The sequence below is a fragment of the Limnohabitans sp. WS1 genome (genome assembly GCF_003063265.1).
GTDB lineage: Bacteria > Pseudomonadota > Gammaproteobacteria > Burkholderiales > Burkholderiaceae_C > Limnohabitans_A.
Genome location: NZ_NERU01000004.1, coordinates 199,383 through 225,544, shown reverse-complemented (window position 1 = coordinate 225,544; position 26,162 = coordinate 199,383). Strand labels below are relative to the sequence as shown.

The 26,162-nt window shown below is 59.1% G+C and carries 30 protein-coding genes; 12 read left to right on the top strand and 18 right to left on the bottom strand.

Annotated features, from left to right (window positions below; genetic code table 11):
• Positions 1-227: 227 nt before the first annotated feature.
• The 7 genes from lexA to B9Z48_RS08130 form a co-directional block, all read right to left on the bottom strand.
• Positions 228-899, bottom strand: coding sequence for a transcriptional repressor LexA (gene lexA / locus B9Z48_RS08160; protein WP_089961111.1), 672 nt, complete (start codon positions 897-899; stop codon positions 228-230).
• Positions 900-1,131: 232 nt separating this feature from the next.
• Positions 1,132-1,785 (bottom strand): adenylate kinase, encoded by a 654-nt coding sequence (adk, locus tag B9Z48_RS08155; RefSeq protein ID WP_089961108.1) that lies wholly within the window; start codon positions 1,783-1,785, stop codon positions 1,132-1,134.
• 106 nt (positions 1,786-1,891) lie between these two features.
• On the bottom strand, positions 1,892-2,671 hold the full coding sequence (kdsB, locus tag B9Z48_RS08150) for a 3-deoxy-manno-octulosonate cytidylyltransferase (RefSeq protein ID WP_194944822.1): 780 nt from the start codon (positions 2,669-2,671) through the stop codon (positions 1,892-1,894).
• Positions 2,672-2,681: 10 nt separating this feature from the next.
• Positions 2,682-2,888, bottom strand: a complete 207-nt coding sequence (locus B9Z48_RS08145; RefSeq protein WP_089961104.1) for a Trm112 family protein — start codon at positions 2,886-2,888, stop codon at positions 2,682-2,684.
• 84 nt (positions 2,889-2,972) lie between these two features.
• Positions 2,973-3,968 (bottom strand): tetraacyldisaccharide 4'-kinase, encoded by a 996-nt coding sequence (gene lpxK / locus B9Z48_RS08140; RefSeq protein ID WP_108377762.1) that lies wholly within the window; start codon positions 3,966-3,968, stop codon positions 2,973-2,975.
• Positions 3,969-3,974: 6 nt separating this feature from the next.
• Complete coding sequence (locus tag B9Z48_RS08135) at positions 3,975-4,397, bottom strand: biopolymer transporter ExbD (protein ID WP_089961184.1); 423 nt, start codon at positions 4,395-4,397, stop codon at positions 3,975-3,977.
• A 13-nt stretch (positions 4,398-4,410) separates the two neighbouring features.
• Positions 4,411-5,028 carry a MotA/TolQ/ExbB proton channel family protein gene (locus tag B9Z48_RS08130; RefSeq protein WP_089961094.1) on the bottom strand — a complete coding sequence of 206 codons (618 nt, stop codon included), beginning with the start codon at positions 5,026-5,028 and terminating at the stop codon, positions 4,411-4,413.
• A 365-nt stretch (positions 5,029-5,393) separates the two neighbouring features.
• Here B9Z48_RS08130 and xseA point away from each other — a divergent pair, with 365 nt between their 5' ends.
• Both xseA and B9Z48_RS08120 read left to right on the top strand, forming a co-directional pair.
• Positions 5,394-6,749: an exodeoxyribonuclease VII large subunit gene (gene xseA / locus B9Z48_RS08125; RefSeq protein ID WP_089961091.1), complete on the top strand. Its 1,356-nt coding sequence runs from the start codon at positions 5,394-5,396 to the stop codon at positions 6,747-6,749.
• Between the two features lie 160 nt (positions 6,750-6,909).
• On the top strand, positions 6,910-7,491 hold the full coding sequence (locus B9Z48_RS08120) for a superoxide dismutase (protein ID WP_089961087.1): 582 nt from the start codon (positions 6,910-6,912) through the stop codon (positions 7,489-7,491).
• 228 nt (positions 7,492-7,719) lie between these two features.
• Here the strand turns inward: B9Z48_RS08120 and B9Z48_RS08115 are convergent, their stop codons facing one another.
• The gene (locus B9Z48_RS08115; protein WP_089961083.1) at positions 7,720-8,481 is read right to left on the bottom strand and encodes an SDR family NAD(P)-dependent oxidoreductase; all 762 of its coding nucleotides are present in this window, start codon (positions 8,479-8,481) and stop codon (positions 7,720-7,722) included.
• 423 nt (positions 8,482-8,904) lie between these two features.
• Here B9Z48_RS08115 and B9Z48_RS08110 point away from each other — a divergent pair, with 423 nt between their 5' ends.
• The gene (locus B9Z48_RS08110) at positions 8,905-10,011 is read left to right on the top strand and encodes an NAD(P)/FAD-dependent oxidoreductase (protein WP_089961181.1); all 1,107 of its coding nucleotides are present in this window, start codon (positions 8,905-8,907) and stop codon (positions 10,009-10,011) included.
• A gap of 59 nt (positions 10,012-10,070) precedes the next feature.
• Here the strand turns inward: B9Z48_RS08110 and aqpZ are convergent, their stop codons facing one another.
• Positions 10,071-10,760 (bottom strand): aquaporin Z, encoded by a 690-nt coding sequence (gene aqpZ, locus B9Z48_RS08105; protein ID WP_089961078.1) that lies wholly within the window; start codon positions 10,758-10,760, stop codon positions 10,071-10,073.
• 163 nt (positions 10,761-10,923) lie between these two features.
• On the opposite strand from aqpZ, the gene B9Z48_RS08100 reads away from it, so the two are divergent.
• The 3 genes from B9Z48_RS08100 (at position 10,924) to B9Z48_RS08090 (ending at position 12,429) form a co-directional block, all read left to right on the top strand.
• Complete coding sequence (locus B9Z48_RS08100; protein ID WP_089961178.1) at positions 10,924-11,766, top strand: acyl-CoA thioesterase II; 843 nt, start codon at positions 10,924-10,926, stop codon at positions 11,764-11,766.
• An 83-nt stretch (positions 11,767-11,849) separates the two neighbouring features.
• Entirely contained in the window at positions 11,850-12,149 is a 300-nt protein-coding gene (locus tag B9Z48_RS08095) for a BrnT family toxin (protein WP_089961075.1), read from the top strand.
• The gene (locus tag B9Z48_RS08090; RefSeq protein ID WP_089961071.1) at positions 12,139-12,429 is read left to right on the top strand and encodes a BrnA antitoxin family protein; all 291 of its coding nucleotides are present in this window, start codon (positions 12,139-12,141) and stop codon (positions 12,427-12,429) included. Before B9Z48_RS08095 ends, B9Z48_RS08090 begins: the two co-directional genes overlap by 11 nt.
• A gap of 25 nt (positions 12,430-12,454) precedes the next feature.
• Here the strand turns inward: B9Z48_RS08090 and B9Z48_RS08085 are convergent, their stop codons facing one another.
• Positions 12,455-13,498 (bottom strand): quinone-dependent dihydroorotate dehydrogenase, encoded by a 1,044-nt coding sequence (locus B9Z48_RS08085; RefSeq protein WP_108377761.1) that lies wholly within the window; start codon positions 13,496-13,498, stop codon positions 12,455-12,457.
• A 102-nt stretch (positions 13,499-13,600) separates the two neighbouring features.
• On the opposite strand from B9Z48_RS08085, the gene rpiA reads away from it, so the two are divergent.
• Positions 13,601-14,272 carry a ribose-5-phosphate isomerase RpiA gene (gene rpiA, locus B9Z48_RS08080; RefSeq protein ID WP_108377760.1) on the top strand — a complete coding sequence of 224 codons (672 nt, stop codon included), beginning with the start codon at positions 13,601-13,603 and terminating at the stop codon, positions 14,270-14,272.
• Between the two features lie 77 nt (positions 14,273-14,349).
• Here rpiA and B9Z48_RS08075 read toward each other — a convergent pair whose 3' ends face one another.
• The gene (locus B9Z48_RS08075) at positions 14,350-15,126 is read right to left on the bottom strand and encodes a ferritin-like domain-containing protein (protein ID WP_108377810.1); all 777 of its coding nucleotides are present in this window, start codon (positions 15,124-15,126) and stop codon (positions 14,350-14,352) included.
• An 86-nt stretch (positions 15,127-15,212) separates the two neighbouring features.
• On the opposite strand from B9Z48_RS08075, the gene B9Z48_RS08070 reads away from it, so the two are divergent.
• Together B9Z48_RS08070 and B9Z48_RS08065 are read left to right on the top strand one after the other, a co-directional pair.
• The gene (locus tag B9Z48_RS08070; RefSeq protein WP_089961063.1) at positions 15,213-15,737 is read left to right on the top strand and encodes a gamma carbonic anhydrase family protein; all 525 of its coding nucleotides are present in this window, start codon (positions 15,213-15,215) and stop codon (positions 15,735-15,737) included.
• Between the two features lie 78 nt (positions 15,738-15,815).
• A complete protein-coding gene (locus B9Z48_RS08065; RefSeq protein WP_089961060.1) occupies positions 15,816-16,802 on the top strand; it encodes an Hsp33 family molecular chaperone HslO in 987 nt (328 codons plus the stop codon).
• Between the two features lie 211 nt (positions 16,803-17,013).
• Here B9Z48_RS08065 and B9Z48_RS08060 read toward each other — a convergent pair whose 3' ends face one another.
• From B9Z48_RS08060 to B9Z48_RS08030, 7 genes are read right to left on the bottom strand one after another with little or no spacing between them, the layout of a single operon-like run.
• Positions 17,014-17,679 (bottom strand): AAA family ATPase, encoded by a 666-nt coding sequence (locus B9Z48_RS08060; protein ID WP_089961057.1) that lies wholly within the window; start codon positions 17,677-17,679, stop codon positions 17,014-17,016.
• A complete protein-coding gene (pnuC, locus tag B9Z48_RS08055; protein ID WP_089961054.1) occupies positions 17,676-18,248 on the bottom strand; it encodes a nicotinamide riboside transporter PnuC in 573 nt (190 codons plus the stop codon). Before pnuC ends, B9Z48_RS08060 begins: the two co-directional genes overlap by 4 nt.
• The gene (ftsB, locus tag B9Z48_RS08050) at positions 18,245-18,520 is read right to left on the bottom strand and encodes a cell division protein FtsB (RefSeq protein WP_089961051.1); all 276 of its coding nucleotides are present in this window, start codon (positions 18,518-18,520) and stop codon (positions 18,245-18,247) included. The genes pnuC and ftsB overlap by 4 nt, the downstream gene beginning before the upstream one ends.
• A gap of 10 nt (positions 18,521-18,530) precedes the next feature.
• Positions 18,531-19,817 carry a phosphopyruvate hydratase gene (gene eno, locus B9Z48_RS08045; protein WP_089961048.1) on the bottom strand — a complete coding sequence of 429 codons (1,287 nt, stop codon included), beginning with the start codon at positions 19,815-19,817 and terminating at the stop codon, positions 18,531-18,533.
• Between the two features lie 51 nt (positions 19,818-19,868).
• Complete coding sequence (locus B9Z48_RS08040) at positions 19,869-20,156, bottom strand: DUF1330 domain-containing protein (protein ID WP_089961045.1); 288 nt, start codon at positions 20,154-20,156, stop codon at positions 19,869-19,871.
• Positions 20,153-21,007 carry a 3-deoxy-8-phosphooctulonate synthase gene (gene kdsA / locus B9Z48_RS08035; RefSeq protein ID WP_089961041.1) on the bottom strand — a complete coding sequence of 285 codons (855 nt, stop codon included), beginning with the start codon at positions 21,005-21,007 and terminating at the stop codon, positions 20,153-20,155. Before kdsA ends, B9Z48_RS08040 begins: the two co-directional genes overlap by 4 nt.
• Before the next feature lie 22 nt (positions 21,008-21,029).
• Positions 21,030-22,676 carry a CTP synthase gene (locus tag B9Z48_RS08030; protein WP_108377809.1) on the bottom strand — a complete coding sequence of 549 codons (1,647 nt, stop codon included), beginning with the start codon at positions 22,674-22,676 and terminating at the stop codon, positions 21,030-21,032.
• Between the two features lie 171 nt (positions 22,677-22,847).
• Between B9Z48_RS08030 and B9Z48_RS08025 the strand changes: the two genes are divergently transcribed.
• From B9Z48_RS08025 to coaBC, 3 genes are all read left to right on the top strand, one after another.
• On the top strand, positions 22,848-23,555 hold the full coding sequence (locus B9Z48_RS08025; protein WP_233261056.1) for a DUF2239 family protein: 708 nt from the start codon (positions 22,848-22,850) through the stop codon (positions 23,553-23,555).
• Positions 23,548-24,774 carry an MFS transporter gene (locus B9Z48_RS08020; RefSeq protein ID WP_233261055.1) on the top strand — a complete coding sequence of 409 codons (1,227 nt, stop codon included), beginning with the start codon at positions 23,548-23,550 and terminating at the stop codon, positions 24,772-24,774. The genes B9Z48_RS08025 and B9Z48_RS08020 overlap by 8 nt, the downstream gene beginning before the upstream one ends.
• 130 nt (positions 24,775-24,904) lie before the next feature.
• The gene (coaBC, locus tag B9Z48_RS08015) at positions 24,905-26,119 is read left to right on the top strand and encodes a bifunctional phosphopantothenoylcysteine decarboxylase/phosphopantothenate--cysteine ligase CoaBC (RefSeq protein ID WP_108377759.1); all 1,215 of its coding nucleotides are present in this window, start codon (positions 24,905-24,907) and stop codon (positions 26,117-26,119) included.
• The last annotated feature ends 43 nt before the right edge of the window (positions 26,120-26,162 follow it).

The following is a 26,162-nucleotide window of genomic DNA, read 5'->3' as shown; positions in this document are numbered from 1 at the left end:
GAACGGCCCAGCTGGGGTGTGGGCGCGATGTTCGAGATTTTGTCAAAACCGATGCGTTGACAGGATTAAGGTTCAGTTTTTTTAAAAAAACTGACAAAGTTAGCAGAGCGATTCCCATGTGAAACCTTTCAAATCATGGAGGTTGGACACAGGCAGGATTGCTGAAGAAAACCGCTGGGCTCAGGGCTGAATAACAGCGCCCGCCACCTGAGCCAGGATTTAAAGCATCAAATGATGAATGTGTTGCGTATCAGGCCCACCGCCAAGCCTTCAATGTCAAAAGGTTCGCCAGGACGCACCAAAATGACCGGGTAGTCTGGATTTTCAGGCAGAAGTTCAATGCCAGAGGCTGTTTTGTTCAAACGTTTGACCGTGACATCGTCCCCCAAACGGGCCACCACAATTTGTCCATTGCGAACGTCTTTGGTTGATTTCACGGCCAACAAATCTCCATCCATGATGCCCGCGTCCCGCATGGACATGCCTCTGACACGCAACAAGTAATCAGGCTGTTGTGCGAACAAAGTGCTTTCGACTTGGTAAGAGCGGTCAACATGTTCTTGCGCAAGGATGGGAGAGCCAGCGGCAACCCGCCCCACCAAGGGCAAACAAAGTTGCGCCAGTCCGGGCAGGTTCAGGCTGAACGAATCCGCAGGCACACGGGTCGTGCTGCGGGCGCTGCCTTTGAGACGAATTCCGCGGGAAGTGCCGCTGACCAGTTCGATGACGCCTTTGCGGGCCAGTGCTTTTAGGTGCTCTTCGGCCGCGTTTGCCGACTTGAAACCCAATGCCGTCGCGATCTCTGCGCGTGTGGGTGGGGAACCCGTGTTGGCCATGGTGTTCTGAATCAGGTTCAGAATTTCTTGTTGCCTGGCCGTGAGTTTCGGATCGTCGGTCATCGGTGCTCCTAGGGCTGTTGTTTCATCCAGTGACTGTATTTTTAACCAGTTTTTGCGGTTTTGCAAGGAGTGTATGTAAAAACCATCAACCATGGGCCTTGGATGCAAAGCGCCTTGGTGTGGAGCCGCAGGGCATTTGCAACAAAAGCGATGGCCAGGCATCCCCAAAACAAAAAAGCCCCTTAACGGGGCTTTGTGGGGCTGTGCAGCGCATGCTGCGCTCAAGAATTCATCAGCTGAGTGCAGCGAAGGCGCGAGCCGTGATGTCTTCCACACTGCCGGAGCCACTGATGGCGCGGTAGCGGGGGGCTGACGCCGCATCTGCTTTGGCCCAGTTGGAGTAGTAGTCAACCAAGGGGCGTGTTTGCGCACTGTAAACATCCAGGCGTTTTTTGACGGTTTCTTCTTGATCGTCAGCGCGTTGAACCAAGGGCTCTCCGGTCATATCGTCCATTCCGTCCACCTTGGGCGGGTTGAATTTGACGTGGTAGGTCCGACCCGAGGCAGGGTGCGAGCGACGACCGCTCATGCGTTCAATGATGGCATCGAAAGGCACATCGATTTCGAGCACGTAATCCAACTTGACGCCTGCAGCCTTCATGGCATCTGCTTGAGGAATGGTTCGTGGAAAACCATCGAACAGGAAGCCATTGGCACAATCTGCTTGGGCAATCCGCTCTTTGACCAGGTTGATGATCAGGTCATCGCTGACCAGACCGCCAGATTCCATCACCGCTTTGGCTTGAAGTCCAAGCGGTGTTCCTGCTTTCACGGCAGCACGCAGCATGTCACCTGTGGATATTTGTGGGATGTTGTATTTCTGGCAAATGAAGGTGGCTTGTGTGCCTTTGCCGGCGCCAGGTGCGCCCAACAGAATCAGTCTCATGGAAGTTCCTTATAGCTTGTCATGGGTGTCTGTCAGATGGATCTCATACGGACCCACGTCTCCTGACAACGTAGGTCGAGAATATCACGCGATGCTCAAGCCAGGCTTACGCCATCAGCAGGGCGCGGACCCGATCCAAATCTTCAGGCGTGTCTACACCAGGCCCAGGGGCTTTGTCAGTGATGTGCACCGCAATGGCGTGTCCATGCCAAAGTGCGCGCAGTTGCTCCAGTGATTCCACAGCTTCAATGGGGGCTACAGGCAATTGTGGGAAAAGTGACAAAAATCCTGCCCGGTAAGCGTAAATGCCCACATGGCGCAGGGGTGCAGGGTCTGGCAGTTGCATCAAAAGCGGGTCAGCAGGGCCATCTCGCCACCAAGGGATGGGCGCTCTGCTGAAATAAAGCGCGATGCCACGGGCATCGGTGACCACTTTGACCACATTGGGATTGGTGAAGTCGGCGCAGGATGTGATGGCATGGGCAGCGGTGCTCATGCTCGCTTGCGGACACTGCGTCAAAGCAAGGGCGACTTGGTTGATCAATTCTGGCTCGATCAGGGGTTCGTCGCCCTGGACATTGACCACCACCCGGTCGGAGGGCAATCCCAGTTGCTGACAAGCTTCAGCCAAACGGTCACTGCCGCTGGGGTGGTCTTGTCGTGTGAGCAAGGCCTGTATGCCGTGCTCGGCACAAGCATTCACAATGCGGACGTCATCTGCGGCGACCACCACTTGTTGGGCCCGCGAGCGTTGCGCTTGCCTGGCCACTCGCACGATCATGGGCAATCCCACGACATCGGCCAAAGGCTTGTTGGGCAGTCGCGTTGAAGCCAGGCGTGCTGGAATCAGGACCGTAAAGTCCAGTTGAGAGGTGGTTTCGCTCATGACCGTGGGCTCACAAGGGGGGACGCAACGCGGCCAATTTGTCGAGCTCATCATCGCTCAAGGGGCGGGCTTCATTCTCAAGCAAGATGGGAATGCCCTGGCGCACTGGATAGGCCAGCCGGGCGCTTCGTGAGAGCAACTCTTGCGCCTCACGGTCAAAGTTCAAAGGGCCTTTGGTCACGGGGCAGACCAGCAGTTCAAGCAGTTTGGTGTCCATCAAGGAATGATAACTGCGACAAGGTGGCCCTCGTGCTGGGTTGCCGCGAAATCGTGTTCCGATGTCACGCAAGAACCGTTTTGCTCAAGGGTGTGGGTCTGTTTTTGCCAACAGTGCGTCCAGGGCATGCCAAAAAGCAGGTTCAGGCGTGAGCACCAGGGGCACCGCCAGCGCGGTCGGTTGTCGTTGCCAGAGCTTGGCGGCGTCTTTTTCGGTGCACAGCAAGGGTCTTGGACCTTCGCTTCTTGGCCAAGTTGCAAAGTCGAAATGATCGGGCAAGGCTTGAGTGGTTGCCAGTTCAAGGCCGTTTTCTCGGAGCATGTTGAAGAAGGATGCCGGACGCGCCAGTCCAGCAACTGCATCAACGGGGCTGCTTTTCAAATCGTTCAAGGTGCTTGTGCGACCTTGTGCATCCTGCGCCATTTGACCCAGTTGCCGCTTCGCCTGGAAACCACCAGACAGGTTGTTGATGCCCGTGTGGAGAAGCAAGTCAACGGATCTGGGCCATTTTTCTCGCAAAGGCCCAGCAGGAAGCAGCCAGCCATTCCCAACGCCGCGTTCGTCCATCACACAAATTTCAATGTCTCGGGCCAAGGCCCAATGCTGCAAGCCATCGTCACAGACCACGGTGTCCACTTGAGGATGGGCGGCCAACAAGGCCTGACCTGCTTGAACGCGGGATGAACCCACCCAAACAGGAACCCCTGTTTTTTGGCGAATGAGCAAAGGCTCGTCTCCCACGGTTTCGGGACGATCGGCCGGAAGAACTTCACGGGTGTCACGGGTCTGACGGCCATGACCCCTGGAGATCACGCCGACCGTGTGCCCTTTGTGTTGCAGGTGTTCAACCAAGGCCATCGTCACGGGCGTTTTTCCTGCGCCTCCAGCCACAACGTTGCCAACCACAATGACCCGAACGGGCAGTCGATGTCTGCTTTTGAGGCCGGTCAGGTAAAGGCCTGTTCGAGCCATCAAAGCAAGCTGATAAAGCCAGGCCACGGGCATGAGCAAGTGGGCAGCCCAGCCACGCGACAGCCAAACGCGCGGCAGTCGTTGGTGAAGCCAGGTGCCAAGCGCCATGGAGAGTCAAGACCCCGATGAATCAGCCGATTGGGTCGCAAAGGTGATTTGCGACAAGCCTGTGCGGCGGGCCGCTTCCATCGCATTGACCACCGACTGGTGGCTTGCTTGGGCATCCGCACTGATCACCAAAGTCATTTCTTTGGAGGCCAAATTGGCCAAAACAGCTGAAAGTGCACTGACTGAGCTGCCATTGACCGGTGTTTTGTTCAAGGCATATTGGCCTTGTGCGCTGATGGTCAAGATGATTTGCTGAGGCCGGTCTTTTTGTTTTTGCGCATCGGCCACAGGCAAAGTCAAGCTGATTTCTGTCAAACGCGACCATGTGGTGGTGAGCATCAAAAAGATCATCACCACCAACAAAATGTCGATGAAGGGGATCAAGTTGATTTCGGGCTCTGAGGAGGGGCGGTTTTTACTGAAATTCACAATCAATACACAGTCAGTCGCGCAAATGGTTCAGGTGCCGGCAAAATTGTTCGCTGGCTATTTCCATGTTCAGCAGGTGATTGTCCACCACGGATCGGAAGTAACGCCAAAACATCAAGGCAGGGATCGCCACAATCAGGCCGAAAGCGGTGTTGTACAAGGCGATTGAAATGCCCTGAGCCAATTGGGCCGGTTGGTTGTTGGCCGCAGTGTGAGCGCCAAAAATCTCGATCATGCCCACCACGGTGCCCAGAAGACCCAACAACGGGGCGGCCGAAGCAATGGTGGCCAAAGCGGTCAGGTAACGCTCTAAGTCTCGTGCTGCCTTGCGCCCGGCCATTTCCATCCCGGATTGGACATCTTTGTGGGTGGCTTGGGGGTTTTGTTGCAAATTTCTGATGCCGCTGGCCAGAACGGGCCCTAAAACGCCCATGTTTTCCAATTGGCGCACCACTTCTTCTGACGGCAAGTTTGAGCGAGTGACCTCCATGGCTTTTTCCAAAGTGTTCGATGGGGCAACTTTGCGGGTCTGCAATTGAAACAATCGTTCAATGATCAAGGCCAAGGCCAGGACAGAGCACAGAATCAGGGGCCAAATGGGCCAACCTGCGGCTTGTATGATCGATAACAAAACTTTTCCTTCTTGAGAGTTCGGTGTGACAAAAGATTGTCATTATGAACGATGTCTCAAGCGCACGAGGGCCTCTTTAGAGCCCGTCTTTGAGGGTTTCCAACGGGGGAGGCTGTCCTGTGGATAACTTTGTGAAGAACTTTTGAATGAATTTTTTTGAATACTTCTATATTCGATCAATTTTCAGAATTTGGTGATGCTGTTTTGGGAAAAATTGAATGAAATCAATTGCTTAAGATGAACAAAGAGCGTGTGTGCTTTTTGATGGCCCTTGGTGTATGTCGTCCTTCATCTGTGGAGTACTTCACATCAAGCCTCAGCCCGAAGCGGATGGCTCGCCCCCCATTTGAATAACAATCCCCACAATGAACATGCTCGAATCAAGCCAAGAAAGTGCCTGGACAGTCTCCGCTTTGTGCCGTGCTGTGGCCGATACCTTGGACCTGCGCTTCAACCCCGTGATCGTTCGAGGTGAAATTTCCGGCTTTTCACGCGCGGCCAGTGGCCATTGCTATTTTTCCATCAAAGATGACGCGGGTCAGATCCGATGCGCCATGTTTCGCCGTGCGGCCAGTTTGGTTGACTTTTCCCCGCGCGATGGCGAGCTGGTCGAGGTACGAGGCCGTTTGGGGGTGTATGAGGCCCGGGGAGACTTGCAATTGATTGTCGAGTCCATGCAGCGGGCAGGGCAGGGCGCACTTTTTGAGCAGTTTTTGAGACTCAAAATCAAACTGGAAAGCGAAGGGCTGTTTGATGCTGTGCACAAGCGCCCATTGCCAACACAACCCCGCGCCATTGGTGTGGTGACTTCTTTGGGGGCTGCCGCTTGGCACGACGTGATGACCGCCTTACAGCGGCGTGTGCCGCACATTCCGGTGTTGCTGGTGCCTGCGCTGGTGCAAGGTTCAGCTGCGCCCGCTACCTTGGTGCAGGCACTGAACAATCTGTACGCCCTTACCGCAGAAGACAATCCATGGTGTCCGCCTGTGGATGTGATTTTGCTGGTGCGCGGAGGCGGCTCTATCGACGATTTGTGGTCGTTCAACGATGAAAACCTTGCCCGTGTGATCGCCCAAAGTCCAGTGCCAGTCATCAGTGGCGTGGGCCATGAAACCGACTTCACCATTGCCGACTTTGTGGCCGATGTGCGTGCCCCCACACCCACGGCTGCCGCCGAGCTGGCGGCGATGGATCGCGGTGCAGGTTTGCAGGCCCTGTCGGTGTTGGAGCAAAGGCTGAGCCGGGGCTTGATGCGACAGCAAGACCGACAAGCCCAGCGGCTGGACAGCGTTGCTGCCCGTTTCGGTGTGGGCCTGGTTCGTCAGCAAGAGCGGCAGACGCAACGCCTGAGTGCGCTTGCATCTCGTTTGAGTCGCCCGCAGGGCCTGCTGGGCCAGCACAGCCAGTGGCTTGATCGATTGGACAGTCGTCTGCAAAGCGGCGTGCAAACCCAGTCAACTTTGCAGTCTCACCATTTGGACCGCTTGACCGACCGCCTGGCTTTCAACCGAAGCCAGCAGGTGCACCAACGTGCACAACGTTTGGAACACGCTGCATTGCGCTTGTCATCGGTTGACCCGCGTCTGGTTTTGGAGCGTGGCTACGCATGGTTGAGCGATGAGCAAGGCCATGCTTTGAGCCATGCCACTCAATTCAGGTCCGGACAAGGGGTTCGGGCGACCTTGGCCGATGGGGACGTGTCCTTGGTGGTCACACCCTGAACGAAAGTTCTGAACGGGTGGCTCTGTTTGGTGATGGCGGTGAAGGTGATGAACCTGCTCCTTGGATCGTTATTTTTCAGTGACCTGTCACCCTCAAGGGCGATCAAGCTGCCCCTAAAATGCAACAGTTATCTTTTTCACACCACCAAAGGACGCCTTCATGGAACACACCTTGCCCGCATTGCCTTACGCGATTGATGCTTTGGCCCCTCATTACAGCCAGGAAACTTTGGAGTTTCACCACGGCAAGCACCACAACGCTTATGTTGTGAACCTGAACAACCTGCAAAAAGGCACTGAATTCGAGAGCATGTCCCTCGAAGAGATCATCAAGAAGTCCAGCGGCGGCATCTACAACAACTCCGCTCAGATCTGGAACCACACCTTCTTCTGGAACTGCATGAAGCCCCAAGGCGGCGGTGAGCCCACTGGCGCATTGGCTGATGCCATCAACGCCAAGTTCGGCAGCTACGCCGCTTTCAAGGAAGCCTTCGTCAAGAGCGCCGTGGGCAACTTTGGCTCCGGCTGGACATGGTTGGTGAAGAAAGCCGACGGTTCGGTGGACATCGTCAACATGGGCGCTGCTGGCACCCCCTTGACGACTGGCGACACCGCCTTGTTGACTGTGGACGTTTGGGAACACGCTTATTACATCGACTACCGCAACATGCGCCCCAAGTTCGTTGAGACTTTCCTCAGCAACTTGGTGAACTGGTCATTCGCAGAGAAAAACTTCGCCTGATCGAAGTTCTCTCCAAGTCAAAAAGCCCGCAGATGCGGGTTTTTTGCTTTCTGGCCCTAAGGTAAATGGGGCTCTTGGGCAAATCTCCGGTTTCGAAATGCACTTTGACTGTATTGCGATCAACCACTGAGCTGAGAGCGGGGAGGGGCCGGGTGCCGATTTCTGGTACCCCAGCATGAGGCGCCCGGCCCCTCCCCGTTCTCAGCGGACTTCGCACAAACAAGCAGATCAGCGAATCATCATCCCCCCATCTGCCACGATGGTCTGCCCCGTCACGTACTGCCCAGCCGGGCTGGCCAGGAACACCGCCACACCGCCAATGTCGTCGGGCTCGCCCATGCGTCGAAGTGGCGTTTCGTTGTTGTACTTGGCGCTCAGCACCGGGTCCTCGTGCAGAGCCTTGGCAAAGTCGGTCTTGATCAGGCCCGGCGCGATGCAGTTCACGCGGATATTGTCAGGACCCCATTCCACCGCCAAATTGCGCGCCAGCTGCATGTCGGCCGCCTTGGAAATGTTGTAAGCCCCGATGATGGCCGAGCCGTGCAGGCCGCCGATCGACGACACGATGACGATGGAACCGTCCTTCTTGGCTCTCATGTCCGGGTAGACCATGGTGCACAGCCAGGTGTTGGACAACACGTTGTTGCGCATGACCTTGTCGAACACCTCGTCGCTCATGCCGGTGGTCGGGCCGTAATAGGGGTTGGTGGCCGCATTGCAGACCAAGATGTCGATCGGGCCCCAAGCTTGGCGGGTTTGATCAATCAGGTTTTGCAATTGCTCTTTGCTGGAGATGCTCGCGGCAATCGCCATCGCCTCGCCCCCTGCGGCCTGAATTTCCTTGACCACCACTTCGCAGGCGTCTTGCTTGCGGCTGGACACCACTACTTTGGCGCCTTGCTTGGCCAGCTGGTGTGCAATCGAGCGACCAATGCCCCGGCTAGAGCCCGTGACGACGGCGACTTTGCCTGTGAGATTGAACAGTGACATGAAACGGTCTCCTTGTGTGAATTGCTGGCAGTCTGCCTGCGTGTGGTGCTGGTGTCTGTCTTGCGGGTGTCAGCTTGGAGGGTTATCCACCCTGTGTGCTCGCCTCGCCTTGTGTGGGCACCCCACCTTCAGGGCGATGGCTTGTGGTCTGCGAGGCTTATCGCGACGAGGGCGTCGCTCCTACAAGGGGAATGTCTGCATTTTGTAGGAGCCCCGCCCCCGGGGCGATGGGGGTGGTGGTCTGCGAGGCTTATCGCGACGAGGGTGTCGCTCCTACAAGGGGAATGTCTGCATTGTGTGGGAGCCCCGCCCTCGGGGCGATGGCTTGTGGTCTGCGAGCGGCCTATCGTGGCGAGGGCGCCGTTCCCACAAAGCCCCCAATCCTGGCCTCAAGGCTTGTCAGACTGAGCCACAATGCTGCCCATGGAACAAGTTGATGCTGTTGTGATTGGGGCCGGCGTGGTCGGCCTGGCTGTGGGGCGGGCGCTCGCGCTCTCGGGCCGCGAGGTGCTGGTGCTCGAATCGGAAAACGCCATCGGCACGGGCACCAGCTCGCGCAACAGCGAGGTCATCCATGCGGGCATTTATTACCCGGCGGGCTCGCTCAAGGCGCGGCTGTGTGTGCAAGGTAAGGAAATGCTTTACGCCTATTGCGCTGAGCGCGGTGTGGCTCATCGGCGGTTGGGCAAGCTGATCGTGGCGACAAGCTCCGAGCAAGTGCTGGCGCTGGACGGCATCATGGCCAAGGCCGCCGCCAACGGTGTGCACGATTTGCAAAAACTCACGGCTGCGCAGGCCCAGGCGCTGGAGCCTGCGCTGTCTTGTGAAGCGGCGCTGCTCTCGCCCAGTACAGGGGTGATTGACAGTCACGGCTACATGCTTGCCTTGCAAGGCGACATGGAAAACGCAGGTGGTTTGCTGGCGCTGGTCTCGCCTGTGCAGCACATTGGCGTGCGGCAGGGCACCGCCACACATCCGATTCGTGTGACCACACAAGACGGCACCGAGCTGGCGTGCAAAGTGCTGGTCAATGCTGCAGGATTGAGCGCCGTGGCGCTGGCCGAGCGCATGGACGGGCTGGACAAAAGTCTGTTGCCCCAAGCCCATTACGCCAAAGGCAACTATTTCACGCTCTCTGGCAAGGCCCCGTTCTCCCGCCTGATTTACCCCGTGCCCGAAAAAGCTGGTTTGGGCGTGCACCTCACGCTTGACCTGGGTGGCCAGGCCAAGTTCGGCCCAGACGTGCAATGGGTAGAAGACCCCGCCGATCTGCAAGTCGATCCGCACCGAGGCGATGCCTTTTATGCCGAGGTGCGCAAATATTGGCCGGGTTTGGCCGATGGCGCTTTACAGGCGGGTTATGCGGGCATTCGCCCCAAGATCAACGCACCGCACGACGCAGCAGCCGACTTCATGATCCAAGGCCCCGCCGAGCATGGAGTGCCGGGTCTGGTGAACCTGCTGGGCATCGAGTCGCCCGGCCTGACCAGTTCTTTGGCAATCGCAGCGCAAGTGACCGCTTTGCTTTGAATGAAAAAGGCCATGCATGGGCATGGCCTTGTGTGTGATCTTGCGCAAATGCGCGAAGATCAGTTTTCCTCTGAGCCAATCAGGCGGTACACCAGCGCACCCAAAACGGCACCTGCAATGGGTGCCAGCCAGAACAGCCACAGTTGTGATACAGCCCAGTCACCCACAAACACGGCCACACCGGTGCTGCGGGCAGGGTTGACGGATGTGTTGGTGACCGGAATGCTGATCAGGTGGATCAGGGTCAAGCACAAACCGATGGCGATCGGTGCCAGGCCTTGCGGTGCGCGCTTGTCGGTCGAACCCAGAATCACCAAGAGGAACATCATGGTCATGACCACTTCGGTCAACAGGGCCGCCACCATGCTGTAGCCGCCGGGTGAATGCTCTCCAAACCCGTTGGAGGCAAAGCCGCCAGCAACGTCGAAGCCCGCCTTGCCGCTCGCGATCAGGTACAGCACGCCACCTGCGGCAATGCCGCCGAGCACTTGGGACACGATGTAAGGTGCCAGGTCTTTTGCAGGGAAGCGACCACCGGCCCACAGGCCAATCGAGACCGCCGGGTTCAGGTGACAGCCCGAAATGTGACCGATGGCAAAGGCCATGGTCAGGACCGTGAGGCCAAAGGCCAGCGAAACGCCTAAAAAGCCGATTCCCAATTGAGGGAATGCAGCCGCAAGCACGGCGCTGCCGCAGCCGCCCAAGACCAGCCAGAATGTTCCGAAAAATTCGGCACCGTATTTTTTCATGATGAGCTCCGATAGAGTTGTTTGCCAACGGATGTTGGCTGTATTCAGTCTAAGCCGAATAAGAGCTATTTATGACTCTATAAACACTCGGTAACACCTTTGCGTGCAGGTCAGCCTGGTCAAGGCTTTGCACTGGTGCCTCAAGCGAGACAGCGCGGCTCGCATGGCAGCCTCTAACATCTTGTCCATGCACCCATTTGACGAAGCCATTGACCTGAGCCCCACCGCGCCCCACCAATTCACGGGCGTGACCCATCCGGCCTACGCCAACATGATTGGGCCTTTTGGCGGCACCACCTCGGCGCAGTTGTTGCAATCGGCCCTGCTGCACCCCGAGCGCTTGGGCGAACCCGTGGCCCTGACGGTCAACTTTGCGGCCCCGGTGGCCGATGGCGAGATCCGTTTTGTGGCGCGTCCCGTGCGCACCAACCGATCGACCCAGCACTGGATCATCGAAGCCCATCAGACCCAAAATGACACAGAAGGCGTGGTGGCCACCGCCACAGCAGTGTTTGCTGTGCGTCGCGAAACCTGGTCGGATGTGGAGGCCGTGATGCCTGTCAACGTGCCCCCACCCGATGCTGTGCCCCGCATGCCCGTGAAAGGCATGCCGGCCTGGCCACAGCGCTACGACATGCGCTTTGTCGAAGGCGCTTTCCCCTCGGCCTTTGACGAGCAGGAACAAGCCCATTCGCGCTCGACCCTGTGGGTACGCGACGAGCCCGAACGGGCGCTGGACTTTGCTTCTTTGGCGGCCTTGAGCGACAGCTTTTTCCCGCGCATCTATGTCCGTCGCCGCCGCCGCGCCCTGATTGGCACGGTGTCCCTCACCACCTATTTCCATGCCGACAGCGCCTTGCTGGCGCAAGTCGGCACGCGCCATGTGTTGGGCGTGGCCAAGGCACTCAACTACCGCCACGGCTACTTTGACCAGACCGGCGAACTCTGGAGTCCCGAAGGCCAGCTGCTGGCGAGCACGCACCAGCTGGTGTACTTCAAGGACTGAAGGCGCTCAGCTGCCGCACCCCCGTTTATTTCTGTCAGGCAGTGGGTCTTGACGGTTTTATTATTTGCATCTACATTAATTCAATGGATGCCAAGCTGAGTTGGGATGAAGCTAAGAGGCAAATCAACCTGCGCAAGCATGGGCTGGACTTTGCCCTGGCTGGGGCTGTTCTGGATTCCCGTTACCGGCTGGACATACCAGTGGTCCGCGGCGCAGAGCCGCGAACCTTGTCCATGTCGTATGCCATGGGATTTTTGGCTGTTTTGACGGTGGTACACATGGCTCGTGATGGGTCTTTCCGAATCATCAGTTTCCGCCGTGCCAGCCGTGAAGAAAGAGAGGCTTACCTTGTCTGGATCGAAAACGAATGCGATGAGCCGTAAAGACGTGATCAAGGCTTTGAAGGTCAGCGAGCGTGAGGCCCCTTATGTGTGGGATGGCCAGGATGAGGACGAACGGCCCGCAACGACTGAAGAGTTGGCGCACGGTCTGGCGTTGGCCCGCAAACGCGGCAGGCCAGCGGGCAGTGGCGTCAAGGAGCAGGTGGCCATTCGCTTAGACAAGGACATCCTGGAGGCGTTTCGCGCTCAAGGACAAGGCTGGCAAACGCGCATCAACCAGGCCTTGAGGTGTTATCTGGCTGAGCATCCGGCGCAGTCGTGACAACTCGCGAAGGGATCGTTAGGGCTCAGCGCTTCATCTGCTGCAGCGCACTCGCCACTTCAGTGACCAGTGCCGGGCCTTTGTAAATGAGCCCGGTGTAAATCTGCACCACGTCGGCCCCTGCTTCTATTTTGGAGATCGCATCGTGCCCACTCAGGATGCCGCCCACGCCGATGATGGGGAAGTCTTTGCCCAAGGCGGCGCGCAGCCCGCGAATGACTCGGTTGCTGCCTTCCAGCACGGGCGAGCCCGACAGGCCACCCATTTCTTCGGCGTGCGCCAAGCCGCTCACGGCGTCACGCGCCAGCGTGGTGTTGGTGGCAATCACGCCGTCCATGCCGTGCTTTTGCAAGGTGGCGGCGATGACGCCCACTTGGGTTTCGTCCAGATCGGGCGCGATTTTGAGGAACATGGGCACGCGGCGGCCGTGCTCGGCGGCCAGTTCTTTGCGCCGCGCCACCAGTGCGCCCAGCAAGCCATCCAGAGCTTCATCGCTTTGCAGGGCACGCAGGTTCTTGGTGTTGGGGCTGGAGATGTTCACCGTCACGTAGTCGGCATGCGGGTACACACCTGCCAAGGCGACGAGGTAATCGTCGGTGGCGTTTTCAATGGGGGTGGCAGCGTTCTTGCCGATGTTCAGGCCCAAGAGGCGACCTTGCTGGCGGAACTTGGAGCGCTTGACGTTGGCGATGAAGGCGTCGAGCCCGTCGTTGTTAAAGCCTAGGCGGTTGATCAGCGCGTTGGCTTCGGGCAGGCGAAACATGCGGGGCTTGGGGTTGCCCGGCTGCGCCTTGGGCGTGACGGTGCCCACTTCGACAAAGCCAAAACCCATGGCACCCAGACCGTCGATGCAGCGGGCGTTTTTGTCCAGACCTGCGGCCAAGCCCACGCGGTTCGGGAAATGCAGACCCGCCAGCGTGATGGGCTGCGCCACAAAAGGTTGGCGGTAAAGGTGGTCAAGCGGGGTGTTTTGGGTGCGGGCCAGGCCTTCGATGGTCAGCTCGTGGGCCTCTTCGGGGTCCATCCTGAACAAAACAGGGCGGGTCAGGCAATAAGGGATCAGGGACATTGGATAATTCCGGGCTGGTGCAGGAGCGCTGCGTGGGGATCGGTTGCTCCGATTGTCGCAAACCCCGGCCTGCCTTTTTGACTTTCCAACCGAGCCCCTTTCATGACCCAAGACGAACTCAAAGCCCTGGTGGGCCAAGCTGCCCTGAAATACGTTGTTCCCGGCGAGATCGTCGGCGTGGGCACGGGCTCTACGGTGAACAAATTCATCGACGCGTTGGCCACCATGAAAGACCAAATCAAGGGCGCGGTGTCCAGTTCCGAAGCCTCCACCCTGCGCCTGAAGGCCTTGGGCATCCCGGTGTTTGACTGCAACGAGGTCGAGCGCCTGTCGGTCTACATTGACGGTGCCGACGAGATCGACCACCAAGGCCACATGGTCAAGGGTGGCGGCGCGGCGCTCACCCGCGAAAAAATCGTGGCGGCCCAGAGCCAACAGTTTGTCTGCATTGCCGACGAGAGCAAGTTGGTGGATGCGCTGGGCGCTTTTCCATTGCCCGTTGAAGTGATCCCCATGGCCACCGCCCGGGTCATGCGCCAGTTCGCGGCCATGGGCGGCAGTGCGGCGGTTCGCCAGAAAGATGGCCAGCCGCTCGTGACCGACAACGGCCAGCACATTGTGGACGTGAAGGGCTTGAAGATCACCGACCCGGTGGCGTTTGAGAACACCGTCAGCCAGTGGCCGGGTGTGGTGACGGTGGGGGTGTTTGCGGTGCAAAAAGCGCAAGTGTGTTTGCTGGGCACCTCAGCTGGCGTGAAGACATTGGCTTTTTAAAGGCCCCATCTTTGGCGTTGGCAGGTCTTGGACCTGTGGTTCAAGACCCTCGGTCAGATGTTTGCCATGCAAAGGTGTCAGCTCAGTGCCGCCAATTCAGCCTCTTCAAACCCCGCCAGTCGCCTGGCCGCCAGGTTGAAGGGGGGGCGCAGTTTGGGCGCGTCGTATTGGGCGATCAGCTCGGCATAGGTGCTGACCGGGTCCAGACCGCGTTGCGAACACAAATACCGGTACCAACGGTTGCCTGCGGCCACATGGCCGATTTCTTCTTCCAAAATGATGTCCAGGATCTCGCCCGCGCGGTGGTCGCCCACACTGACCAGCTTGTTTTTCACGCCCGGTGAGGCGTCCAGGCCCCGCGCCTCCATGGTGCGCGGCACGATGCCGATGCGGGCCAGGATGTCACCCTGGGTGCGCTCGGCCATGTCCCACAAGGTGTTGTGGGCGGGAAAGTCGCCGTAGTCAAAACCCATGTCCAGCAAATGCTGGCGCAGCAAGCTGAAGTGTTTGGCCTCTTCCTGGGCGATGCGCACCCAGTCGGTGTAAAAAGCCTCTGGCATGCCTGCAAAGCGCCAGACCACGTCGAGCGCCAGGTCGATGGCGTTGAGCTCGATGTGCGCAATCGAGTGCACCAGCATGGCCCGACCTTCGGGCGTGGCCATGGATTTGGCTTTGAGCTGGGTGTGTGGCACCAGCAGCGGGCGGGCGGCGCGGCCGGGGCCAGCAGTGGGGGCGCTCAGGCTGTCGAGCTCGCCCACTGGCAGGCTCAGGTCCAGTGCCAAAGTGGCTTGGGCCTTCAGGTTCGGGTCGGTTTGTGCCCAAGGGATCAGGGCGGCGGAGCGCAGGGTGTGCATGGTGATCGCTGGCAGCGCCCACGGCAGGGTGTGGGCTTCCCTACAATTGTAGGTTTTCAAGAAAACCCAACCGACAGGAGACCGCCATGGCCATTTACCAACTGGATGATCAAACCCCCGAACTCGCCGAGACCGCCTGGGTGGCCGATAACGCGCAGGTCATGGGCGCGGTCAAAATCGCGGCCGACGCCAGTGTCTGGTTTGGCGTGACCGTGCGCGGTGACACCGAGACGATTGAGATTGGCGAGGGCAGCAACATCCAGGACGGTAGCGTCATGCACGCCGACCACGGCAAGCCGATCAAGGTCGGCAAGCACGTCACGGTGGGCCACATGGTCATGCTGCACGGCTGCACGATTGGCGACGAGTCGCTGATCGGCATTGGCGCGGTGGTGCTCAACGGTGCCAAGATTGGCAAGAACTGCCTGGTGGGAGCCGGCTCTCTGGTGACCGAGGGCAAGGAATTTCCCGATGGCTCCATGATCATGGGCACGCCCGCCAAGGTGGTGCGCGAACTCAGCCCCGAGCAGATCGAAGGCCTGCGCCAAAGCGCCAAACATTACGTTGAGAACGCTCGCCGCTTCAAGGCGGGCCTGAAAAAAATCAGCTGACACTTTGGCTGATTTTTTGGCCAGTCCAAACGCTTTTTAACTTTTGAGGATCGGCCCCACGGGGCTGTTGAATGCACTTTGTCCGAACTCCATAAATTCATTTTCGAAGGCCTGCCGGTGCGCGGCATGCTGGTGCGCCTGACCGACGCTTGGCAAGACATCCTGGCGCGCCGCGCCGCCAACTCCGAAACCGGTGCCTACCCCGCGCCCGTGCGCCAGTTGCTGGGCGAAATGGCCGCAGCAGGCGTGCTGATGCAGGGCAACATCAAGTTCAACGGCGCGTTGGTGCTGCAGATTTTTGGCGACGGCCCGGTCAAGATCGGCGTTGTGGAGGTTCAACCGGATTTGAGCCTGCGCGCCACCTGCACCCAAGTGGGCAAGGTGGCCGACAACGCCACCCTGAGCCAGATGGTGAACGTGAACAATGAAGGCCGCTGCGCGATCACGCTCGACCCGCAAGACCGTTTACCGGGCCAGCAGCCTTACCAAGGCGTGGTGCCCTTGTTTGGTGACCGGGGTGAAAAGCTCGAAAACATCAGCGAGGTTCTGGAGCACTACATGCTGCAGTCCGAGCAACTGGACACCGTGCTGGTGCTGGCGGCCGACGATAGGGTGGCGGCGGGTTTGTTGATCCAACGCCTGCCCATCGAAGGTGAGGGCAACTTGGCGGGCAAGACCGACTCCCTCCTGCGCGAGTCGGTGCTCGGTCAAAGTGAAGACTTCAGCCGCATTTCGATCCTGACCAAAAGCCTCAAGCGCGAAGAGCTGCTGGGGCTGGACGCCGAAACCATTCTGCACCGCCTGTATTGGGAGGAACCCCTAGCCCGTTTTGAGCCCTTCATCGGCGAGACGGGTCCGCGCTTTGCCTGCCGCTGCAACCGCGAGCGCGTGGGCAACATGATCCGCAGCTTGGGCACCGAAGAGGTCGAAGGCATCATCGCCGAACAGGGTCAAGTGGAAGTGGGCTGCGACTTTTGTGGTGCGCAGTACCGGTTTGATCCGGTCGATGCGGCTGGCTTGTTTACAGGCTTGCCTGCCGATGTGCCGGGCGGCTCGGTGCACTGATAGTTTCGCAGGTTGGCAGCTCCTGCGCCCACAAAGCTCTCTTCTGCGCAGCGCTCATGTCGGGGCTGAAGCCGCCGACCTACCAATACAGGGTTTTGTAGATTGGTAGTTTCAGCTTCGACATTGATCTCTTGGGTGCAGGTCTCATGTCGGGGCTGAAGCCGCCGACCTACAGGGGATCGGTCGAGGCCGATGGCGCCGACCTGTAGGGTCAAGTTGACCGCTTGGCCAGCAGCCCGGTGAACAGCTTGTGCTCGCACTCGGGGTCGCTGCATTCATTGCACTGCCACACCGTGCGGCCCTGGTTGATGGCAAATTGCGCGTTTTCACGGGCCAAGCGGGCGGCTTCGTCTTCGCCTGGCAGGTCCAGGGCCAGTAGAGCGTTGCTGAGGCGTTGGTGGCCTTGTCCGTAAACCACGCGGTAGCCGATGCCTGCCCGCTCCAGTGCCTGGCGCACCAGGGTGTCCACCGGGCCGCGCACATGCGGGCCATCGCGCTGCAGGCCATCGGCCACCCACGGCAAATCCAGGCCGGTGATCAGGGTGTGGTCGTACAGGGCCTGATGCGCCAAAGCCATGGGGTAGAGGCTCTCGTCTGCAAACAACATGTGGCTGTAGACGGCGGTCATCAGGGGCGTGGTGTCTGAAATGACCCAGCCCGGCGGTGCCTGGTCCACGGCCTGGGCTTGTGTGTGCGCAATGCCCGCTTGCTCATGGGGCTGGGGTGTGCGGCCTTCACGGGCGCACCAGCTGCGCAAGACTTCATCCACGGTGTGCACTGTTTGTCCTCGCATGCGCAACACTTCGGTCAATGCTTGCGTCAGCCAGGATTTGCCGGTGCTTTCGGCACCGACAATGGCAATGCGCCTGGCATTCATGGATGCGCTGCCTTGAGCCGGGCTTGCCAAACGCGCCAACCCCACACGCTCATGAGTGTGAACAGCGCATACAACACGCAAGTCAGCCACAGACCTTTGTGAGCAAACAGCGCCACACTGATGATGTTGACGACCATCCAGACCAGCCAGTTTTCGATGTATTTGCGCCCCAGCAGGGCTTGGCCCACCAGGCTCAGGGCTGTGGACAAGGCGTCCCACCAGGCCACATCGCTGTCGGTGAAGTGTTGCAGCAGCAGGGCCAGTGTGGGCCAAAGTAATCCGCTCACCAGCACCAACCACAGCCAGCCTCGCGTCGACAGCCGCTGGATCACAAGGGCCGGTTGCGTATCCGCACCTTTGCGCAGCCACTGCCACCAGCCCCAGAGCGCGAGAGCTGCAAAAACGATTTGCAGGCCAGCTTCGCCATACAGCAGGCTGTCCTTGAACACAAAAAAGTAGATCAGCGAGCTGAGGATGGCCAGTGGCCAGCTCCAATGCAGTTCACGGATGCTGCACAGGACCATCATCAAACCCAAGACGAAACCGATGAGCTCGGTGGCAGACATCATTTGGCCAGCTGGACCAGAATTTCGTTGGGCTTGACCATGCCCAGTTCACTTCGGGCCCGCTCTTCGACCATGTTCAAACCCTCTTTCAGATCATTCACTTCGGCGCTGAGTTGTTCGATTTTGCGGCGAGCGTCTTCGTTGGATTGCTTTTGTTGTTCCAACTCCTCACGCAGTTCCGAGACATGGGTCAAACTACCGCGCCCGAACCACAGCTGTACTTGCATGATCAACAACAAGGCGATCAGCACAACGGGTAACAGGCGCTTGCCCATGCTCGATCGTTCAGCGCAAGTTGTAGAAGGCGCTGCGGCCAGGGTACACGGCCACTTCGCCCAGGTCTTCTTCGATGCGCAGCAGCTGGTTGTACTTGGCCATGCGGTCCGAGCGGCTCATCGATCCGGTCTTGATCTGGCCGGCGTTCAGGCCCACGGCGATGTCGGCAATGGTGCTGTCTTCGGTTTCACCCGAACGATGCGAGATGACAGCGGTGTAACCGGCGCGTTTGGCCATCTCGATGGCTTCAAAGGTTTCGGTCAGTGTGCCGATCTGGTTGATCTTGATCAGGATCGAGTTGGCGATGCCCTTGTCGATGCCTTCTTTGAAGATCTTGGTGTTGGTCACGAACAGGTCGTCACCCACGATCTGCACGTTTTTGGCCAAGCGGTCGGTCAGCACTTTCCAGCCATCCCAGTCGCTTTCGGCCATGCCGTCTTCGATGCTGATGATCGGGTACTTGTCACACCAGGTGGCCAGCATGTCGGTCCACTGCTCGGATGTCAGGCTGATGCCGCCTTCACCTTCGAGCACGTACTTGCCGTCCTTGTAAAACTCGCTGGCCGCGCAGTCCAGGCCAATGGCGATTTGCTCGCCAGCGGTGTAACCCGCTGCAGCAATCGCGTCGAGCACCATCTGGATGGCCGCTTCGTGGCTGTCCACGTTGGGGGCAAAGCCGCCTTCGTCGCCCACGGCAATGCTCATGCCTTTGTCGTGGATGATTTTCTTCAGGGCATGGAACACTTCAGCGCCCCAGCGAACGGCTTCGCGAAAAGACGGCGCACCCACGGGGATGATCATGAACTCTTGCAGGTCCAGGTTGTTGTTGGCGTGAGCGCCGCCGTTGATGACGTTCATCATGGGCACAGGCAGCTGGTTGCAGTTCATGCCGCCAAAGTAGCGGTACAGGGGCAAGCCAGACTCTTCGGCCGCAGCACGGGCCACGGCCATGGACACGGCCAGCATGGCGTTGGCACCCAGGCGGCTCTTGTTATCGGTGCCGTCCAGGTCGATCAGGGTGCGGTCCAAAAAGGCCTGCTCGGAGGCATCGAGGCCCAACACGGCTTCGGAGATTTCGGTGTTGATGTGCTCGACGGCTTTGAGCACGCCTTTGCCCAGATACCGGCTCTTGTCACCGTCACGCAATTCGATGGCTTCGCGGCTGCCGGTCGATGCGCCGGACGGCACAGCGGCGCGGCCCATGACGCCCGATTCCAGCAGCACGTCGCATTCGACGGTGGGGTTGCCACGGCTGTCCAAAATTTCACGGCCGACGATATCAACGATTGCACTCATTGGGGGACTCTCTCAAAAAGTAAAAATAAAACGGATAAACCAGGCAAAAATTCAAACGCCTTCCACAGCCACCATGCGCATGATGGCAGCACCTTCACGGGCTTCACGGGCTTTGAGGTATTCGGGCAGTTCGTAAAAGGCCTTGGCAGCGTCAAAAGACGGAAATTTCAGGATGACGATGCGCTCTGGTGCCCAGTCACCTTCGAGCACTTGCACCTGGCCGCCGCGCACGCAGACTTCAGCGCCTGCGGTTTTCATGGCAGCGGTTGACCATTTTTTGTACTCTTCGTATTGGGTGGGGTTGGTCACCTGAACGTGGGCGATGATATAGCCGCTCATGCGAAATCTTCCTCTAAAAACGGGTTCTTTTTGGTCACGGAATCGAGCTGTACCAGCGTCTCCAGCAATGCCTTCATTTTGCCCAGCGGCACAGCGTTGGGGCCGTCGGACCAGGCCTCGACGGGCTTGGGATGGGTTTCCATGAAGAGACCCGCCACGCCTGCAGCCACGCCTGCACGGGCCAGTACCGGCACCATCTCGCGTGCGCCACCGCTGCTGGTGCCTTGACCGCCCGGCTTTTGCACCGAGTGGGTCACGTCAAACACCACCGGGGCGCCGGTTTTGCGCATTTCAGCCAGGCTGGTCATGTCGGCCACCAGGTTGTTGTAGCCAAAGCTCACACCACGCTCGCAGGCCAGGAAGTTGTCTTCGGGCAGACCGACTTCACGTGCTGCGCTGCGGGCTTTGTCGATGACGTTTTTCATGTCCCAAGGGGCCAAGAACTGCCCCTTTTTGATGTTCACCGGCTTGCCCGACTGGGCCACGGCTCGGATGAAATCGGTCTGGCGGCACAAAAAGGCGGGGGTCTGCAGCACGTCGACCACGCTGGCCACGGTTTTGACCTGCGACTCGTCGTGCACATCGGTGAGGATCGGCACGCCGATTTGGCGGCGCACTTCATCCAGAATTTTCAGACCTGCATCCATGCCAACGCCGCGTTGGGTGCTGCCCGAGGAGCGGTTGGCTTTGTCGAACGAACCTTTGTAGATGAGGGGAATGCCCAGCGCCGAGCAGGCCTCTTTCAGACGGCCCGCCACCTCGATGGACATCTCCAGGCCTTCGATGGAGCAGGTGCCTGCGATCAAAAAGAAGGGCTGGTTCAGGCCAACGTCAAATCCGCAAAGTTTCATGGGGCTGTCCTCAGGGGGTGTTTCAAGCGGCAGACTTGTGTTCAACGGCCGCTTTCACGAAGGCGTTGAACAAAGGGTGACCATCCCAGGGGGTGGACTTGAATTCGGGGTGGAATTGCACGCCCACATACCAGGGGTGCACGTTTTGCGGCAGCTCGACGATTTCGGTCAGTTGTTCGCGCTGGGTGAGGGCGGAGATGACCAAGCCCGCTTGGCGCAGCTCGTCCAGGTAATTCACGTTGGCCTCATACCGATGGCGGTGGCGTTCGGTGACCACGTCGCCATAAATTTGGTGCGCCAGCGTGCCCTTGGCCACGTCGGAGCTTTGCGCGCCTAGGCGCATGGTGCCGCCCAAGTCGGAGTTTTCATCGCGCTTTTGGATCGAACCATCGGCGTCTTTCCACTCGTTGATCAGGGCGATCACGGGGAAGGGTGTCTCGGGCTCGAATTCGGTGCTGTTGGCGTCCTGCATGCCGGCCACATGACGAGCGTATTCAATGGTCGCCACTTGCATGCCCAGGCAGATGCCGAGATATGGTACTTTGTGGGTGCGTGCGTATTGCGCGGTTTCGATCTTGCCTTCTACACCGCGCTTGCCAAAGCCGCCAGGCACCAGCACACCGTCAAAGTGGGCCAGGCTGGCCACGGTCTCGGGGGTGATGGTTTCAGAGTCGATGTGCTCGATTTTCACGCGCACATGGTTGCGCATGCCCGCATGGCGTAATGCTTCGTTGACCGATTTGTAGCTGTCGGTCAGTTCCACATATTTGCCGACCATGGCAATGGTCACTTCGCCCTTGGGGTTGGCGGTTTCATAAACCAAATCGTCCCAACGCTTGAGGTTGGCAGGTGGGGTGTTCAGGCGCAACTTGTCGCAGATCAAGCCGTCCAGGCCTTGTTCGTGCAGCACGCGGGGCACTTTGTAGATGGTGTCCACATCGGGCATGGAGATCACGCCCCAGCTCTGCACGTTGGTGAACAGCGAAATTTTGTCGCGTTCGTCGTCAGGGATGTAGCGGTCCGCGCGGCAGAGCAGGGCATCGGGCTGGATGCCGATTTCGCGCAGTTTTTGTACCGTGTGCTGCGTGGGTTTGGTTTTGAGCTCGCCTGCGGTGGCAATCCAGGGCAGGTAAGTCAGGTGCACAAAAGCGGTGTTGTTGGGCCCCAGGCGCAAGCTGAGTTGGCGCACGGCTTCCAGAAACGGCAGGGACTCGATGTCGCCTACGGTGCCGCCAATTTCGACGATGGCCACATCGACCGCTTCGGGCGCGCCAAAACCAGCGCCACGCTTGACAAAGTCCTGGATTTCGTTGGTGACGTGGGGAATGACCTGAACGGTTTTGCCCAGGTAGTCGCCACGGCGCTCTTTTTCAAGCACGCTTTTGTAAATTTGGCCGGTGGTGAAGTTGTTGGCCTTCTTCATCCGGGTGTTGATGAAGCGCTCGTAGTGGCCCAAGTCCAAATCGGTTTCAGCGCCGTCGTCGGTGACAAACACCTCGCCGTGTTGAATGGGCGACATGGTACCGGGGTCGACGTTGAGGTAGGGGTCGAGCTTGATGAGGGTGACGGAGAGGCCGCGCGATTCAAGGAGGGCGGCGAGCGATGCGGAGGCGATTCCCTTGCCCAGGGAAGACACCACACCGCCGGTGACGAAGACAAATTTGGTCATGTCCAAGACGGGAGCCATGAGCTCCCGGAAGGTGGAAATCGTGATTATAGACAGTCGCTCCCGGTATTCCCCCGTTTCTGTTCTGTTTCCACGCGGAGCTGTCATGTTTTTTTACCCGGGTAATTTAATTTAATCCGGGCATAATTAGATTTTTTGAACAGGACCCATCGTTTGAGCCCGCTGAACCTTGACGCATCCCCCTCAGAATTCATCGCATTTGAAGGCAGCCGTTTCTTGGCACAAGGGGGACTGGCCCAGGTGGCATTGCAGGTCAAGATTGCGAGCGAAGCGAGGCCTTTGGCACGCTTCTTGGTATTCGATGTGTGCAGCAGTGAGGTTTTGGATTTTGACTTGCGGGGCACGCCACAAGAGGTGCTCGATCGGTTGGCGCTGTCTCACCCCGCAGTGATGGCGGGCATTGCAAAGCCTGTTGACGGGATACATGCCACAGACCCATCTGGCACTGACACCAACAGTGAAGACACGGCATCAACCAAGTCAGGCCCGGGTCGCCCCAAGCTGGGCGTGGTGGCGCGTGAGGTGACTTTGTTGCCGCGCCATTGGGCCTGGCTGAGCAGCCAGCCCGGCGGGGCTTCGGTGGCTTTGCGCAAGTTGGTCGAGCAAGCCCGCAAAGACAGCCAGTCACAAGACCAGCGCCGCCTGTCGCAAGAGGCCACTTACCGCTTCATGTCGGCCATGGCGGGCTGCTTGGAAGGCTTTGAAGAAGCCGCCCGCGCCCTGTTTGCCGCCGATCGCCCCAGGTTTGAGGCCTTGACGGCACCTTGGCCGCAAGACATCCAAATCCATTTGCAGCACCTGGCCCAAGCGGCCTGGATGCCTTCCGACGTTCCCCATTCCCCGGAGTTGCCCCATGCGTGAAAAGTTTCGTTCCCGAGAGGCAGCCATGCCTTTCATCATGTTGGCCGTGTTGCTCGACATGGCGGCCATTGGCGTGATCATTCCGGTGCTGCCTGCACTGGTGGGCAGTTTTTCCGGCAGCCAGGCCGATCAGGCCTATTGGTATGGCGTGACGGCGGTGGCGTTTGGGCTGTCAAACTTTTTGGCAGCGCCGGTGCTGGGCGCTTTGTCCGACCGATATGGGCGCAGGCCGGTGTTGCTGCTGGGCTTCATGGGCCTGGGCGTGAGCTTTTTTGGCACGGCCATGAGCACCACGCTGTGGGGCTTGATCGCGGTGCGCACGCTGGGCGGCGCCATGCAGGCCAACGCGGCCATTGCCAACGCCTATGTGGCCGACATTTCTGCGCCAGAGCAACGCGCCAAGCGCTTTGGCTTGCTGGGCGCCATGATGGGGCTGGGCTTCATCGTGGGGCCGGTGATGGGCGGTTTGTTGGGCGCGATTGACTTGCATTTGCCCTTTTATGTGGCCGGTGGCCTCACTTTGCTGAATGGTTTGTATGGCTACTTTGTGTTGCCTGAGTCGCTGCCCGCCGCGCAGCGCAAAGCCTTCAGCTGGCGCTCGGCCAATCCGGCCAGCTCATTGCGCAAGCTGGGGCAGCTCAAGGGCGTGGGGCCGCTGGTGGGCGTGGTGGCGTTCAGCGCTTTGGCGCAGTTTGTGCTCTACACGGTTTGGGTGCTTTACAACAGCTTCAAGTTTGGCTGGGGGCCCAGTGAAAACGGCTGGTCACTGGCCGTGGTGGGCATTGTGGCCGTGCTGGTGCAAGGCGTCTTGATGGGCCGTTTGCTCAAGCGCTATGCGCCGCCCAAGCTGGCCATCATGGGCCTGGTGTCGTCGGTCATCGCCTACACGCTGTGGGGCGCGGCCACCGAGGGCTGGATGATGTACGCGGTGATTGCCTTCAACTTGCTGGGTGGCACGGTGAATGCCTCGGTGCAAAGCATGATTTCGTCGGCCGCCGACAGCAAGAGCCAGGGCCAGACCATGGGCGCGGTCAGTGCGCTGAGCAGTTTGATGGCCGTGGTGGCCCCCATGCTGGGCGCGCCCTTGTTGGCCATGGTGTCGCACTTGCCGCAAGGTGACTGGCGCATTGGCGCACCGTTCTTCTTTTGCGCGGTCTTGCAGGTGGCGTCGCTGGCGCTGGCGGTGATGCATTTGCGCAGGCATCGACGCCTTCACTGAGTTTTTTGCGGTCGGTCCGCAGGCTTTGGGCAAGTCATTGTGGGGGTGGGCAGGCACCTTGCTGTGCAGCGAGGCTTTTGTGCCTTGTCCGTGAACAATGTCGAGTGACCGCTCTGATACATTTCCCCTCATGAGTACATTGAGTGGAAAACACATCGTTCTGGGCTTGTCGGGTGGCATCGCGGCCTTCAAGTCGGCTGAACTCTGCCGGGCTTTGATCAAGGCGGGCGTCACCGTGCAAGTGGTGATGACCGAGGCGGCCGAGCAATTCATGACGGCCGTCACCATGCAGGCCTTGTCAGGTCGGCCGGTCTACACCTCGCAGTGGGACCCGCGCGAGGCCAACAACATGGCCCACATCAACCTGAGTCGCGAGGCCGATGCGATTGTGGTAGCCCCGGCCAGTGCCGACTTCATGTCCAAGCTGCTGCATGGGGGTGCCGACGAATTGCTCAGCCTCATGTGTTTGGCTCGGCCGCTGGACAAGGTGCCGCTGATCGTGGCCCCGGCCATGAACCGCGAAATGTGGTCCAACCCCGCCACGCAGCGCAATGTGGCTCAGCTCAAGGCCGACGGCATCCATGTGCTGGACGTGGGGCAGGGCGACCAGGCCTGTGGCGAAACAGGCGACGGGCGCATGCTTGAAGCCGATGAAATTCTGGAAGAACTCGAGGCGTTTTTCACGCTTAAGGTGCTGGCGGGCAAGCAAGTGCTGGTCACGGCCGGGCCGACCTACGAAGCCATTGACCCGGTGCGCGGCATTACCAATTTGTCGAGTGGCAAGATGGGTTTTGCGATTGCCCGTGCAGCGAACATGGCCGGTGCCCAGGTCACGCTGGTGGCAGGGCCTGTGCATTTGCCAACGCCCAGGGGCGTTGAGCGTGTGAATGTCCAGTCAGCCCGCCAGATGCTGGACGCGGTGGCGCTGCATGTGGATAAGGCCGACGTGTTCATTTCTACAGCGGCTGTGGCCGATTGGCGTCCCGCGAATTCGGCCGACCAAAAAATCAAGAAAGACGGATCGGGACAGACCCCTCAGCTGAGTTTTGTGGAAAACCCGGATATTTTGGCCACGGTAGCGCACTCGCCCCGTGCCGAGTCGGGTGAATTGTTTTGTGTGGGTTTCGCTGCCGAAAGTCACGATTTGCTGGCCCATGCCACGGCCAAGCGCATCCGAAAGGGCGTGCCGCTGTTGGTGGGTAATATTGGCCCGGCCACCTTCGGTCAAGACGACAATGCCTTGCTGCTGGTGGATGAAACTGGTGCCCGCGAAATGCCGCACGCCAGCAAGCAGACGCTGGCTGTGGGCTTGATTGCTGACATCGCCACCCGTTTGAACCGCTAAGTCTTTTCAGGGCGCGGCGTTCAGTGTTCAGCGAAAAAACTGA